This is a genomic window from Photobacterium makurazakiensis (genome assembly GCF_050336715.1).
GTDB lineage: Bacteria > Pseudomonadota > Gammaproteobacteria > Enterobacterales > Vibrionaceae > Photobacterium > Photobacterium makurazakiensis.
The window spans coordinates 18,009-33,397 of record NZ_JAKJSJ010000054.1; the positions used below are offsets into that span (position 1 = coordinate 18,009).

The window sequence follows — 15,389 nt, forward strand, 5'->3', positions numbered from 1 at the left end:
ACATAATGAAAAGCAAATCAATTACCGCATTATCGTTATTGAGTTGTGTGTTTTTTTTCTGGGGTTTTTTAACCGCAATTAATACTGTTTTGGTCCCATATGCAAAACAAGCATTTGAGCTGTCTATAACGCAATCGATGCTGATTCAAACAGTCTTTTTCTCAAGTCCTCTTTTAGTATGCTTACCAACAGTGAGATTAATCAGGCTGGTTGGCTATAAACGCTCGTTGATTGCAGGGCTCGGTTTAATTTCTATTGGGGCGCTATGCGTTATTCCTGCTTTATTTGCAAAATCGTTCTTTGCTCTGCTCGGAGCAATATTAGTGATTGCGAGCGGTGTGGCGATGCTACAAGTTATCGCTAACCCCTATGTTGTCGCTATTGGCCCGGTAAGATCAGCACCGCAACGCCTGACTGTCGCATCCACAATTAATTCACTCGGTACGACAGCTGGCCCTTATATTGGTGCCTACGCACTCTTTTCCTCTTCATCAGTCGCTCTGCCAACAGTGATGTATATCTCTGTCGCCTCTGTGATCATTATGGTCGCTTTTGCTATCGCGATAATAAACATGGAAGAGCCAAAAGTTAGCGCAGAACCTGTTGCACAAAACAGTGAAAGTATATTAAGTCACCGTCATTTGGTCTTTGGTATCGTGGCGATATTTTGTTATACCGGCGCAGAAACAAGCATTGGCAGCTTTCTCGTTAGTTACCTAACAAACTATGCCGGTTACCCCCAAATAGCGGCAGCTAAGATGGTTACCCTCTACTGGGGTGGCGCAATGATTGGCAGAATAATAGGAAGCCTCGTGTTTGGTAAGATCAGCCCACGAAAAACATTGGCGACAAATACAATATTCGCCATGTTCGTAACGGCCATTGCTATCGTCTATCCAGGCTCAACCAGCGCAATGGCTCTGGTTGCTTTGGGCCTGTTGAACTCAATTATGTATCCCGTTATCTTCTCGCTTGCCCTTGCCAAAGTTGGCCATTTAAAAGAACGAGCTTCTGGTATGTTGGTTATGGCAGGTGTTGGTGGTGCAACTATTCCGCTGATACAAACCTATATTTCAGGCACGACCAATATGGCCCATTCATTTTTAATTCCAGCGTTTTGCTACCTGTTTATCCTTATATATTCCGTTGTTCTTTATCGGCCAAATTCGAAACAGAAGAGTCAGAACCAGAAACAACCTATATCGAACCTAGCTTAATAGGGAGTACATAGGCTCAACTCTCAGAGTATATTATTCGGCGGCCATCGAGAAGATGGCCGCCAGAGCAGGTTAAAACTTTCCGCTATACATCAGCACACTTTACTTCACCGTAAACTGATAACTCATACCTTTTAGATCAGACACATCAACCACCAACTCTTTAGCTGATCGTTGCTGGACACGTCCCTGCGGATCAGAAATCAGTTTCACTTTTTTATCTAACTTAAAACGCACAGATGTTTGAGTTTGCAACGGGTCAGTGACAGCGATTTGCTGTTTACCGCCTTTATCTTTTTGGATCATAATCGCCATTGGACTATATGTAGTTAGCGACTTATTGATCTCCACCTTTTGCTCTGTCCATACATTAGCTGCGAGCAGCTTTAATGACTTATCAAAAATTGCATGCGCTTGGTCATCATTACGTAAGATGTCTAGCTTAGGATTTTTAGTAAATCGCTTAACCGTTTTGCTGTCAGCATTTGGCAATAAGGCATAAGCGTAACTGTTTTGCTGCGCATCATGTTTTTGTTCCGCAGAAATGAACGAGGCTTCGACTTCCCCCTCACGAGTACCAATTTCAGACCAATCGCCAATACGCTGCTCACGCTTTAACTCAATATCCGTTGGTGCTAAGAAAACATAACTTACATCGCTATTATTCAGCGCCGAGTTACGGACACTTACGCTAGATACGTCTTCTACGGTACCCTGACTATTATCCCAGCTTTTTCCATTAACATAGATGCTCGTTTGCCCTTCACCAGCAACCTTGCGATTCGCCACAACCGTTGCTAATTCTGCACCTATGCTCGATTGAATATCGGAACCCAGCATGACAACTTCGTTATCTAACATAAACCACGACTTCTTCGCAGTCAGTGTTTCATCCCAGTTATAGAAATCCATACCTGCGATACCGAAATCGCCCAACTTCAGGGTAGCAACCCAATCCATCTCAGATTTTCGGCCCCCTCTGATATCATTTCGCTGACCTTCGCATTCCTGCATTAGCTGATTATCGACAGTCGTTCCTTCCAGCTTGTAACTGTCTATTGCAGGCCAAAAATCAGTATAGTGATCGAGTTGACCGTTATAGAGATACGACATGCCGTCACCGGTATACCAACCTTTACGGTTTTCTTCATTCATGCATTCAAAGTTTCCTAAACGGCTTGAATGCATCGCAACACTAAATAGCCAGCCATCTCGCCGGTGTATCGCTCGATCCATGGTCGGATAGCTGTAATGCCCTACTAACTCACCTCGCTCAGGAATGGTTTCGTCATTCACTAATACCACTGACTTTTGGTAGTTCACTACATTACTGGTTGATGAAAAGAAATCTTGGAAAGTATCACCATTTATCAAGGTCTTAAGCATCGATTCGAGACGAGATTGATCTTCAGGTGTCGCGCCATCGATATAATGCAATATCGAGCGCATTACTTGGTGTCCCACATCATGACCTTGCTCTTTAGGTCTGGAGATCGCACGGCCATTAACAAACTCAAGCATTGTCCCTTTATAAAGGAATGGTTCAAAGCTCTTGTAAATAATCGGGTATATTTCTTGTAGTGTAGGATCTGTCGCTTCCCAAGGAGATCCTGCAACCAGATTAATCTGTAGCCCTAGCCCATTGAGAAGAACATTGCCGTACGTACCGTTGTAAGCAATATCGTAATGTTGAACAAATGAGCCATCTTGATAGAAGCCATCACTGATGGTGACATACTCAAGTACCGGTGGTAAGGCGGCAATGGATTCTTCTATTTCTACAGTGTTGTTACCAAGTATCCCACGAAGTAAAACAACCTGCGTATTATCGGTTCGATTACCGCCAGTTGATTCCCGATAATTCGGATTACTCGACCACGCGGCACCAGGGCCCGCGCCCAAATGTGTTGCCTCTGGCGTAAAGTACTCTGTCGCTGCTAGATGGTTCGTTACAAGAGCTTGCGGGACATCGTCATAAATCAAACTGAGAATATTGTGAACATCACGCGGTGTACCCAGCTCCCAATTCCACCAATTACCCCACTCCTTCGCCCCTACCTTGTAATAATGCGTATTTATGAAGTCCATGCCGTCAATAATTGCCGCTAGCAGCTCTGGGTTGTTTTGATATTGCCCATCTCTTAAGCGGTAAGCTTTGGCCATGGTAAATATTCGCTGGTAAGAGGCCCGAATGTTTTGCCCTAAAACGGCTCGCCCCTCTTCAGTATCTTCATTTAGCCAAAGATCGTCCCATAAACTGTGGCGATCAGTCTCAGTATTCATTGATAGCCATTGCTTCTCGGCATTGTTGTTAGTGCTAACAACCATGCTTTTCAATCTATCGTCGAAAGGGATCTCGGGATCGCCTAGGTAATTTTCTGCCCAACGCACTCTTAACTGATGAAACTCCTGCTGATCTACACTACTCAATTCTGTCTTGATTAGGTTGTTTGGCTCTACAGGCGTTATCGCCCAAGATGAAAATGAGACAGTCGCTAAGGCTGCTGATATGGAAAGGATTAGGGGGAGCTTTTTCATTGTTACCTCCGTCATTGCACAATAATTAGGCATTAACGTTAGCAAAAGAATACAAATGAAAAATAATGAAGATCACAATGCAATAATATGAAAGAAAACAAAACCATTTTACGCCAAGAGCATCACCAACGAAAGTAAAAAAGATTACAATATGAAAGCGAGTTAATAAAAAAGCCCCCTCCGAAGGAGGGGGCTAATTATTTAAACATCACAAGGTTAACTGTCGTCTGTCTAAGTAATAATTACTTATCGAAATGAAGTACGGTACGAATACTTTCGCCTTTGTGCATCAGATCAAACGCTTCGTTAACGTCTTCCAGTGCCATGGTGTGAGTAATGAAGTCGTCTAGCTTAAACTCACCTTGCATGTAACGCTCTACGTACTCAGGTAGTTCAGAGCGGCCTTTAACGCCACCGAATGCAGAACCACGCCATACACGGCCAGTCACTAACTGGAATGGACGAGTTGAAATCTCTTGGCCAGCGCCAGCAACGCCGATAACAACAGACTCACCCCAACCTTTATGGCAGCACTCTAGGGCCGAACGCATAACGTGTACATTACCGATACATTCAAACGAGTAGTCAACGCCGCCGTCGGTCATTTCAACGATCACATCTTGAATTGGCTTATCGAAGTCTTTCGGGTTCACGCAATCTGTTGCGCCTAACTTACGCGCTAGTTCGAACTTGCTCTCGTTAATGTCGATAGCAATGATGCGTGATGCTTTCGCCATCTGCGCGCCGATAATAGCAGACAGACCAATACCACCAAGACCGAAGACAGCAACAGTATCGCCTTCTTCCACTTTGGCTGTATTCATTACCGCACCCATACCCGTCGTGACACCGCAACCTAGTAGACACACTTCTTCAAGTGGTGCATCTGGGTTTACTTTCGCCAATGAGATTTCTGGTAATACCGTATACTCAGAGAACGTCGATGTACCCATGTAGTGGAAAATTGGCTCACCGTTAATAGAGAAACGGGTTGTGCCGTCTGGCATCAAGCCTTTACCTTGCGTTTCGCGAATTTTCTGACACAGGTTCGTTTTGCCCGACTTACAGAACTTACACTCACCACACTCTGGTGTATAAAGAGGGATTACGTGGTCGCCAACCTGAACACTTGTCACGCCTTCGCCGATAGACTCAACGATACCGCCACCTTCGTGACCCAAGATACATGGGAAGATCCCTTCAGGATCGTCACCTGATAGAGTAAATGCGTCTGTGTGACAAACACCGGTTGCAATCATGCGGATGCGGACTTCACCTTTTTGCGGTGGCATCACATCCACTTCTTCCATTGATAGTTTTTGGCCTGGGCCCCAAGCAACAGCAGCACGAGATTTAATTGTCTGAGCAGTCATTCTTTTATCCTTTCATCAAAATCAAATTCTGTGGAAACGAACTGTTCCGTTTCGATGGGTGCCATTATATTGATCGATGAAAGAATGATAATCCGCTAAAAACACAAATGACTATTACCATACTGTAACAATGAAGCCTGAGTGTGCGTTATAAATAAGCCGAGATATAATTTGCGACCGCTTCATCAGCACAACTGCCAATTACCTCATGACGGTGCAAACATTGTTTCAGCCGATCCTGCGCTGTTGCCATAATCAGCCCCTTACCTGCATACTCCAGCATCTCTTTATCATTCATTGCATCACCAAATGCGAGGGTATGCTCCCTTGCCACCCCAAGATGAGCAGCAACAACTTCCAATGCATTGCCTTTGGTTGCTTTCAGTGCCGTCACTTCTAAGCAATAAGGGCTGGAGAACATCACATTTGCTCGTCCCGACAGCATGACAGAAAGCTGTTGTTCATACTGAACCAGATACTGGTGTTCGTGATGACTCATCGATAACTTGGCGATGTTTTCAGACGGCATATTTGATTGATGAAGCAAGGAGTAACCAAACCCACTTATGCGGTGATATTTTTCAATGTCGTCATTTCTTTTACTCGATAGCCAACCTTCATCGCTAAACAGGTGAATATTGAGTGCCTCATCATGCCCAACCCTTGCCAACACTTCTTCAATAACATCGCATTGAACATCATGGCCTAGTACGAGCTTGCCATCAGTATCATGCACTCGGGCACCATTGGCACTAATGATGTAGGCTGGAAGCCCTAGGTATTCACGGATCCCGAACACATCTAAGTGATGTCGTCCAGACGCAAAGACAAAGTGGTAGCCTTTAGCAACCCACTGTTCAAGAATGCTTTTGGTATAACGGCCAATAACATGGTCGGGCGTCAGCAATGTTCCGTCTAAATCTGATACAACTAATTTATACATCCCACTCTCCTTATGATAAAAAAATACCCAGCAAGGCTGGGCATTGTCTTGATCGGTTCTTCAGCTCTATAGCCTTAGTTTAGTCGGCTAGTTTGGCAATTTCTGTGGCAGCCAACATAAAGGCACCCGCGCCATAATCGATATTGTGCTCAAACTTCACATCTCTTGGATTAAATGCTGGAAGCTGAACCCAACCAATCATGCCGTTTTCATGAATGCAGCCTTGTAGTGCTTGCCATGCTTTTTCGACGACGGGTAGATAGATTTCACGCTCAAGATGACCCGTATTGATGCCCCATGCCAAGCCATAACAGAACAGCGATGTGGCACTACTTTCCGGTGCCGGGAAGTTTTCAGGATCAAGCAAGCTTGTGCGCCAGAAGCCATCACTTTGCTGGTACTTGATCACTTCTGCTGCCAAGTTGTTGAACAACTCAAGGTATGGCTGTTGTTGTTCAAAGTCATCTGGGAAGCGTGCCATCAATCTTGGTACAGCCGCCAGCATCCAGCCTATTCCGCGCGACCAAAACACCTTCTCACCGTTGGCTTCACGAAATTCTGACCCACCATCACCGAATTCATCACGGTATTTCTGACCCACTTCTGTAGGCATGTAACGGTAGTCACGGTAAAACAACTTTGTGTCAGGATCGTAAAGGTGCTCAACCGAATCCCAGAACGCCGTATGCATGTAATCGACATACTTACGTTCACCGGTCACTTTCGACAATGCAGCAAAAGCAGGAGGGGCCATGAACAGTGAGTCCACCCACCACCAGTCGCGATGGCCTGGTTTTGGCTCATCAAGCATAATATCGAACGCCATAATGGTCGATTCCAGCGCTTCAGGGATATTTATTTCTGGGTAAACATCCAGATAAGCTTGGGCGCACACATGGTCATCAGCAAAACGGGGGAATGCGCCCGTTCTAAAACCAGTGTGTAAGGTGTAGTTCATCACCCCATCAAGGTATTCTTTGTCTTCTGTTGCTTTCCATGCTGCGGCGGCGCAAGACCAAAATACACCACGTTCCCAGTCGGTATCTTTAATAAATCGAGTCTTACCACTACGACGTACCACACTGCGTGTTTGGTTTGCTGCCTGATAGCGATATACACGTTTCATTACATCAAGGGCTTGTTGCTTGGTTCCTAATGCCATCTCCTTATCTCCTTAACGTGCAAGCCAACCGCCATCGACCGCGATGGTATAACCATTAACATAATCACTTGCAGAAGACGCGAGGAATACGGCAGGGCCTTCAAGATCTGCAGGCAAGCCCCAACGGTTAGCTGGAATACGCTCAAGGATTGCGGCATTACGCGCTTCATCCGCACGCAGTGCCTCGGTGTTATCCGTTGCCATATAGCCAGGGGCAATCGCATTTACATTGATGTTATGTTCAGCCAACTCGGTAGCCAATGCGCGTGTTAAGCCCATAACCGCAGATTTACTTGCCGTATAAGAAGGAACACGGATACCACCTTGGAAAGACAGCATTGAAGCAATATTAATGATTTTTCCGCCATTACCTTGTTTAACAAACTGCTTAGCAACAGCCTGAGATAAAAAGAATAATGTTTTCTGGTTAATATTAATAACGTCGTCCCAATTTTCTTTTGAGAATTCTAAAACATCTTCACGACGAATAATCCCAGCATTATTTACCAGAATATCAACCTGCCCCATCACTTCAGTCGCTTCAGCAACCAGTACTTCAAGGTTGTCTTGCTCCATTAAATTCGCGGTAATGTAATGGAATTTACGACCCAGTGCTTCAACTTGTTTTTGAGTGTCTGCGGCCTCAACATGGCCAATACCCACTATATCTGCCCCGGCTTTTGCCAAACCTAAAGCCATACCTTGACCAAGGCCAGTATTACAACCAGTAACAATGGCAACTTTATTAGTTAAATCGAATTTGTTCATTTTAATTCCTGATAATCATTCATGACGATACGGCAGGCTCGTAAAAAATAGAGCCTAATCTCTTTGCCGTATCATTAATTAATAAGAGGTGGGGTTATTTCAGATCGCTCATGGCGATGTGGTCCATATCATGGAAGGTTTGATTCTCACCTACCATGCTCCAAATAAAGGTATATGCCGCAGTACCGACACCAGAATGAATCGACCAACTCGGACTGATCACCGCTTGTTCGTTGCGCATCACGATATGACGAGTTTCCTGAGGTTCACCCATATAATGGAAGACGATATTGTCTTCTTTCATATTGAAATACAGATACACTTCCATACGACGCTCATGGGTATGGCACGGCATGGTGTTCCACAAACTTCCCAGCGCAAGTTCAGTTAACCCCATCGTCAACTGACAGGTAGGCAATACTGCTGGGTGTAGATATTTATTGATGGTGCGAACGTTGCAATTCTCTTGATTACCTAAAGTCTCAGGAGATGCATCTTCACGGGTAATTTTACGTGTTGGGTATGTCATATGAGCAGGGGCGCTATTGACATAGAAGCGCGCAGGCTTCTCTTCAGATACGCTGGTAAACAGCACTTCTTTCGCCCCCTTACCCACATAGATAGCTTCGCGGTGGCCAATTTCAAATACTTTGCCATCAACCGTTACGAGGCCAGCTTCACCAATGTTAATGGCGCCCATTTCCCGACGTTCAAGAAAGAAGTCGACCCCGAGCTCTTTACCACCTTCAAGCGTCAGCGCTTCTGTTGTTGGTACCGCCCCACCGACAATAATTCGGTCAATGTGACTATAAGTAAGGTTAATCTGACCTTCTTGGAACATATTCTCAATTAAGAATTGCTCACGTAAGCCAGCAGTATCTAGCTGCTTAGCATGTTCACTATGAATAGGTTGGCGAATTTCCATTTTTAACCTCGTAACAATTATTTGGGCGAATGGTAAAGAATACGGCTCAGTGATATTTACACTGCTTTATAAGCCCACTCGCCATTAATTAAAGTGCCTTGAACTTGTAATTCGTTGTTCATTATTGTCAGGCTTGCATCCATCCCCTTAGCAATACTGCCAAGCCGATGTTCAACACCTAAATATTTTGCAGGTACTGACGATGCCATTTGTACCGCGTCCCATTCTGGAACTTGGCTTTCAAAAATCATGTTTCGTAATGCTTGATCTAAACTGCATGTACTGCCAGCCAATGAACCGCATGGACTACGTGCCTCACCATTAGTTACGGTGATAGTTTGTGCACCTAGTTGGTACTCACCATCACTAAGGCCACCAGCACGCATACAGTCTGTAATAAGTGCAATGCCTTGATACCCTTTCATGCGATAAGCAAGTTGCATCATCACAGGATTAACATGAATGCCATCAGCAATCAGTTCAGCAAGCATATCGTGGTATAAAACCGCACCACAGCAACCCGGCTCACGGTGATGAAGCCCGCGCATGCCATTGAATAAATGCACTCCGCAGTCAGCTCCGCGCTGATGAGCTTCTGTCACTTGATCAAACGTGGCATCCGTATGGGCCACCGACGTTTTAATTCCGTGTTCTGTTAGCCAGCTGATAGCTTCCATTGCACCATCCGCTTCTGGTGCAACAGCAGCACGAATTAAAGTACTCGCTGCAGCTTCTTTCAATTGCTCTAACTCTTGAGTCGTTGGCGACTTCAAAAAAGCGGGAGGATGAGAGCCTCGATGTGGCTCGGTAAAATAAGGGCCTTCTAAAAAGCTCCCTAATAACATTGCACCTTGAGCCTGTTCATTTTCAATAAAGGTACGAACACGCTTTAATGCGTTTAATATGTCATTCCATGGAGCGGTAACTGTTGTACCAACCCAACCTACAACGCCGGTCTTTGGTAGAGCATCAGCGATGCTTTGCAATGCTTCGTCTGTTGCATCCATGACGTCTGCCCCTTGTCGGCCATGGATATGGATATCAACAAAGCCAGGCATGATAGACTGACCATCTAAATGAATGACTTCACAGTCAGTTGGTGCCGTTGACGTCACAGCTTCAATCTTGCCATTCGCCACCACGACAACAGTATCTGTCTTGATGCCTTCTGGGGTAAAAACACGATCTGCGAGTAAGGCGTAACGCATATTTATAGTCCGTCTTCACATTCTAGTTCTGGCTCTGGTGCCATCACCGCTTCTAACTCTTTACGCATGTCTTGCATGCATGAACCGCCAATTTCAAGTAGCGTTTCAACTAATTCTTTTAGCTCGGCACCATCACGTTCGAACGCTGCGTTAGCAATCATTGGAAGGTTAGCACCTGCAATTAACTCAACATTACCAGTGTCCATCATGATGGCTAAGGCACGGTTACAAGGAGAACCACCAGGAATATCGGTTAGGAACAACACGCCTTCTCCACCATCAACACGCTTCGCTGCTTGGCGAAGCTCTGCTTCTAGCTCGTCAGTCGACATTGATTCAACAAAATCAATAAACTCAAGTTGATCTTGTTCACCAGCAATGGCTTTTACTGCCGATCCCATACCTGATGCGAAGTTGATGTGACCTGAAACTACAATACCAATCATTTGAAAATCCTTACTAAGGGGGCAGCTCGTGCCCCCTTTATTTATTGCTTAATTGTTTGATTGCTTAAAATGTGTTTATTACAGAATGCCTAAGGCATGTCCGACAACACCACCAGCCAAAGTTGCGAAGATCAGTACCGGTGGTTTAGCCCAGAAGCCAGTGCCCTTCACCATCTTGAACATAAAGAACACTAAACACAGCGGTAACAGGTTGGGCATAATCTTATCGAACAAGTCGGTTTGTAAATTAACCGTTGCCCCCCCTAACTCAAGGGATGCCGCGGTCTGAACCCGTATAAAGGTGGCCGACAATGCCCCAATAACAAAGATACCCATGATATTGGCTGCTTTTGCCAATTTCTCAGTCGTATCCCCCATGTTCACCATGGCAGCGGTACCCGCTTTATAACCCATAAACATCAGGCCAAAGTACGCTAAAAAGTGAGCAGTTTGATACAGCAAGAAGAACACGAACGGGCCTGCAATCGAACCTTCTAGTGCAATAGATGCACCGAGTGCCAACGTTAACGGCATTAAAGTCATGTGGTCGATAGCATCACCGATGCCACCCGTTGGTCCCATACCTGCAACCTTCATTACGTTTACTGTCGAAGGTTTTTCTTTCTTCTCCTCCATCGCAATTGCAGTGCCAAGCAGGAAAGTGAACAGTTTCGGGCTTGCATTAAAGAACTGAAGGTGGTTTTTTAACGACTTTGCAAARTCACGTTTGTTATCACCGTGAATTTTTTTCAATGCCGGGATAATGGAGTAAGCAAAACCACCAGCCTGCATACGTTCAAAGTTAAAGTTACCTTCCATGAATAGCCCGCGTATCGAACRAATCCATAGATCTCTCTTCGAGACTTTACGCGGCGTGGTATCTTCATAAGCGTCGATATCATCAACCAAGTTTTCGTGAACTTTCGTGTTTGTCTCGTTTAGCGTGCCTGCTGTGATATCAGATGCCATCTTCAAATTCCTCTGCTTGTTGATTATTTGAATTACCGTTACCGCTAAAGAAGAAGTACAGTGCGGCTGCTGAAGCGCCCAATACTGCAACTGCCATAATTGGCAAATGTAAGTACGTTGTCATCACGAAACCAATGAAGAACACACCCGCCACTTCTTTTGACCACATAATTTTAAGCAGCATTGCAAAACCAATCGCAGGTACCATACGGGCACCAATGCCTAGACCTTCTAGCAGTACTGTTGGCGCATTCTCATCAATCCACGTTGCCGCGTGCTCACCAAAGTAAACAGTGAAGAAAGCAACGACTGCGAATAGGAGACCACGCAATGTAATGGTGATGAGCAGGTACCTATCTATGCCATTTGAGTCGCCTCGCTCTGCAAAACGGTCAAGTTTACCCATAGAGAATGATGTTACGGCGAAGAAACCAATCGTAAGCATCTGCATAAGTACGGCAATTGGCATACCAACACCCATTGCCACTTCTGCTGACTGACCAGTCATTACCGCAAATGAAACAGCAGCAATCGTACCAAGAGTTACATCAGGCGGCTGAGCACCTGCGTTAGGCACTAGACCCAACCAAGCTAGTTCAAGTGTTGCACCAGCAATCAAACCAATTTGCATGTCGCCCATAATTAGGCCAACGATAGGACCGGTGATCAATGGACGGTGAATGTTCAACGCAACATCGTATTTATCGATACCACATAAGAACGCCCATATCGCAACCAGCGCAGCTTCAAAAAACATGATTTATTCCTTGTCTAAATCTCTGTTTGTAGGGAAATAAGGGTTTAAAATTAAGCAGACTCTTTTGCCAGCTCTAAAACATCAATCGGAGTTTGATCCGGTGTGTTTTGAATCGTACATGTCACACCTTTAGCAACAATACGTTTAAAAGCGTCGATATCTTTATCATCGACAGATACCGTTTTAGTGATTTGACGCTTACCTTCATGGAAATGCATGTTACCGACATTACAATGTGGTAAAGGAACTCCCCCTTCGACAAGGCGAGCAACGTCTGTTGGGTTATTACACAAGATGAAGATCTGTTGTTTCGGTGAAGCTTTATGGATCACATCTATCGTCTTCTGAATAGAGAAGAAGCGAACAGCGTATTCACCACCAGCAGACGCTTTCATGCCTGCTTGCATAAATGCCGCATTAGGCCCTTCTGCTGCTTCGTCGTTAGCAACAAGAATAAGGTTTGCTTCTGTGTGTTTTCCCCACGTAATACGGATTTGGCCGTGAAGTAAACGCTCGTCGATACGGGTCCAGACAATGTTGGGTGCAGTCATAATTTTCTACCTTTATTTCTTATTATTTAAATAATCATATGAATAATAGATACTTACCCCTTGCACAACGCGGTTTACCTCACCGGTTGGACATGGGTTATCAGGCGTATTGCCCAGTGCTAGTGCACGGTGGAAAGAATAAATTTGAGCGAAAAGAATGTATGGAAATAACAGTTCAGCGTCAGTAGCCGTGTCCATCATAGGTACATGGCAGTAGTGACCTTCTGTAACACATTCATCAAGTTGCGCCGCTATTGCAATAACCTTACCGGCATTATTATCACGACGAAGCTCATCGAGCAGGTCAAGATCATATTTACGGGTATGCGGGTCATTAGAAATGTAAACGACGATCATTGTTTTAGGATCAACAATCGATTTTGGACCGTGGCGGAAGCCCAATGGCGAATCAAATGCAGCCACAACCTTGCCTGCGGTAAGTTCTAGTAACTTCAATGCTGATTCCTGTGCAAGCCCTTGTAAACCACCACTGCCTAGGTAAATAACCCTATCAATATCATGGGATGCAATATCGCAGATTTTTGCATTAAATTCCTTGACCAACGCCTCAGAACAGCGGCATATGTTTTCAATTGCTTTCGTGTAATCGTTATTACCATCCAAAATCGAAAGTGCTGACAGCATCATTGAAGAAAAACTTGAGGTCATCGCAAATGATTGATCATTGGTCTCTTCTGGCATCAATACTGAAAGTGCCTTTGCATCATTCAAGCTATTTTTATACAGCTGGCCATCGGCATTACATGTCAGTACTAAGTGGTAACAATTTGTTAGAAACTGATTGCCTAACTCAACCGCAGCCACGCTTTCAGGGCTGTTGCCCGAACGTGCAAACGACACCAACAATGTTGGAATATCTTCAGCAAAATACTGAGCAGGATTCGAAACAATATCTGTCGTGGCAATTGCTTCAACTCGGCGTTCTAGTTTTTCTGACAACAACGGTGCGAGTGCACGACCTGCGAATGCTGATGTACCAGCACCTGTCATAATGATCCGCAGTTCCGGTTGTGCCAACACCACATTCATAAATTCACTGATTGTTGTAGAACACTCTTTCAGAATTGCGTCAGTCTTACGCCAACAGCTTGGTTGCTGTTCAATTTCTTTAGCAGTCCAAAAGCCTTTTAAGCTTTCTAGATCTTGCTCTGAGTAGCCCAGATAATGATTCATACTTTTCCTCTTAACCTTTATTTGTTTTGCAAGCCTTCGCGTAGCTACGAAGTACCTGACGAATTTTGTCTAACACCAACGCTTTGGGTGCCGATTCAACGTTGCCTTCACGAACAGCATGAAACTGTTCAGGCAAGTACTGACTAAGCAACGGCAGTGGCATACCCGAGCGAGAAAGGTTGCCGAAGAGTTTTTCTTGGGCTTGATTAATCTGTTGATCAGGCCAGTAATAGCGAATGCGATCACTGAAGCTGTAGCAGCGAGCAAAGCGCTGTTGTGACTCATCGCCCTGATAATATTTGTTCCAATATTCAGGGGCTTCACACATTTGCTTCTCAATCATTTCACGCAAGTTCGAACAATGTGCTTTTGCGGTAATTTGCTCTTCAATGTCACACAAGTTAAACAAGGCTTCGCGCATAGCAAACGTTAGCGCTGGGCCAACTTTCAAGATGGCAAAATGATCTTGTACCAAGGCGTGATAGGCTTTATCTGTTTGGTAATCGGTTGAATGCGCTTCAAAGATAAGGTGTTGATAATCATCAACAACACGGCTAAGCGCTTGGGCTTTTTCTGGGCGGTAATCAATAACACCAGTGTGGTCAAACTCAACACCAGGTTGAACAACCAAACCAATAACCCGCTCCCAGCAGTTGATCACACCTGCGGTTTCGAATGCTTCGCGGTGACAATTAATGGTTTTTCGCGCGGCTTCTGGCGAGGTCACTTCTAACTCATCAAGCTCTTCAGCTGCACCACCCGGTACCGGTACTTCAGTACCAATAACGTAAGTAATATCGCTATAACCAAAAGTCTCTACTGCCGTTTTCTCCGCAATGACAGCTAATCGGGCAGCACGCTCGGCAACCACTTCATCCGTAAGTGGTACCGGCTCACCTTTACAAGACATGCTGCAATCAAGGTGAATTTTCTTAAACCCAGCGGCAACATAAGCAGCAATTAAGTCATCAGCTTTTACCATTGCTTCTTCAGCAGGCAAGTTTTGCCAGCGGTTGGGACCAAGGTGGTCGCCACCTAAAATAAGCTTTTCAGTTGGAAATTGAAGGCGCTCGGCCTTATTGAGAACGAAGTTACGGAAATCAACAGGCGTCATGCCTGTGTAACCGCCAAATTGATCGACCTGATTGGAGGTAGCTTCGATTAATAATAAAGAATCATCGTTCAACGCTTGCATCAGTGCAGCTTCAATCACCAAAGGGTGCGCCGAACAAACAGAATAAATTCCAATTTGTTCGCCCGCTTTATGGCGTTGAACGAGGTTAAGAAGGGTGTTCATGTACTAACTCCACAATCAACATCTGATATGCTGCTATGGAG

14 protein-coding genes are annotated in these 15,389 nt (G+C 44.9%); 1 reads left to right on the forward strand and 13 read right to left on the reverse strand.

Features of this window, described 5'->3' with window-relative positions; all coding sequences use genetic code 11:
* Window positions 1–5: 5 nt before the first annotated feature.
* Complete coding sequence (gene gluP, locus L4D09_RS21550) at window positions 6–1,217, forward strand: glucose/galactose MFS transporter (protein ID WP_428459589.1); 1,212 nt, start codon at window positions 6–8, stop codon at window positions 1,215–1,217.
* A 102-nt stretch (window positions 1,218–1,319) separates the two neighbouring features.
* Here the strand turns inward: gluP and L4D09_RS21555 are convergent, their stop codons facing one another.
* The 13 genes from L4D09_RS21555 to kbaZ form a co-directional block, all read right to left on the reverse strand.
* A complete protein-coding gene (locus tag L4D09_RS21555) occupies window positions 1,320–3,755 on the reverse strand; it encodes a polysaccharide lyase 8 family protein (protein WP_428459590.1) in 2,436 nt (811 codons plus the stop codon).
* Between the two features lie 242 nt (window positions 3,756–3,997).
* Window positions 3,998–5,128 carry an S-(hydroxymethyl)glutathione dehydrogenase/class III alcohol dehydrogenase gene (locus L4D09_RS21560; RefSeq protein ID WP_428459591.1) on the reverse strand — a complete coding sequence of 377 codons (1,131 nt, stop codon included), beginning with the start codon at window positions 5,126–5,128 and terminating at the stop codon, window positions 3,998–4,000.
* Between the two features lie 148 nt (window positions 5,129–5,276).
* Window positions 5,277–6,071: a Cof-type HAD-IIB family hydrolase gene (locus L4D09_RS21565; protein WP_428459592.1), complete on the reverse strand. Its 795-nt coding sequence runs from the start codon at window positions 6,069–6,071 to the stop codon at window positions 5,277–5,279.
* 79 nt (window positions 6,072–6,150) lie between these two features.
* Window positions 6,151–7,233 (reverse strand): glycoside hydrolase family 88/105 protein, encoded by a 1,083-nt coding sequence (locus L4D09_RS21570; protein ID WP_428459593.1) that lies wholly within the window; start codon window positions 7,231–7,233, stop codon window positions 6,151–6,153.
* Between the two features lie 12 nt (window positions 7,234–7,245).
* Entirely contained in the window at window positions 7,246–8,001 is a 756-nt protein-coding gene (gene kduD / locus L4D09_RS21575) for a 2-dehydro-3-deoxy-D-gluconate 5-dehydrogenase KduD (RefSeq protein ID WP_428459594.1), read from the reverse strand.
* A 94-nt stretch (window positions 8,002–8,095) separates the two neighbouring features.
* Window positions 8,096–8,926 (reverse strand): 5-dehydro-4-deoxy-D-glucuronate isomerase, encoded by an 831-nt coding sequence (kduI, locus tag L4D09_RS21580; protein ID WP_428459595.1) that lies wholly within the window; start codon window positions 8,924–8,926, stop codon window positions 8,096–8,098.
* 56 nt (window positions 8,927–8,982) lie between these two features.
* Complete coding sequence (nagA, locus tag L4D09_RS21585; protein ID WP_428459596.1) at window positions 8,983–10,134, reverse strand: N-acetylglucosamine-6-phosphate deacetylase; 1,152 nt, start codon at window positions 10,132–10,134, stop codon at window positions 8,983–8,985.
* A 2-nt stretch (window positions 10,135–10,136) separates the two neighbouring features.
* Window positions 10,137–10,580 (reverse strand): PTS galactosamine/N-acetylgalactosamine transporter subunit IIA, encoded by a 444-nt coding sequence (agaF, locus tag L4D09_RS21590; protein ID WP_428459597.1) that lies wholly within the window; start codon window positions 10,578–10,580, stop codon window positions 10,137–10,139.
* 78 nt (window positions 10,581–10,658) lie between these two features.
* Entirely contained in the window at window positions 10,659–11,549 is an 891-nt protein-coding gene (locus L4D09_RS21595; protein WP_428459598.1) for a PTS system mannose/fructose/sorbose family transporter subunit IID, read from the reverse strand.
* A complete protein-coding gene (agaW, locus tag L4D09_RS21600) occupies window positions 11,539–12,306 on the reverse strand; it encodes a PTS N-acetylgalactosamine transporter subunit IIC (RefSeq protein ID WP_428459599.1) in 768 nt (255 codons plus the stop codon). Before agaW ends, L4D09_RS21595 begins: the two co-directional genes overlap by 11 nt.
* Before the next feature lie 50 nt (window positions 12,307–12,356).
* Entirely contained in the window at window positions 12,357–12,857 is a 501-nt protein-coding gene (gene agaV / locus L4D09_RS21605) for a PTS N-acetylgalactosamine transporter subunit IIB (protein WP_428459600.1), read from the reverse strand.
* A 12-nt stretch (window positions 12,858–12,869) separates the two neighbouring features.
* Entirely contained in the window at window positions 12,870–14,051 is a 1,182-nt protein-coding gene (locus L4D09_RS21610) for an SIS domain-containing protein (protein ID WP_428459601.1), read from the reverse strand.
* A gap of 10 nt (window positions 14,052–14,061) precedes the next feature.
* Entirely contained in the window at window positions 14,062–15,348 is a 1,287-nt protein-coding gene (gene kbaZ / locus L4D09_RS21615; RefSeq protein ID WP_428459602.1) for a tagatose-bisphosphate aldolase subunit KbaZ, read from the reverse strand.
* Window positions 15,349–15,389 lie beyond the last annotated feature (41 nt).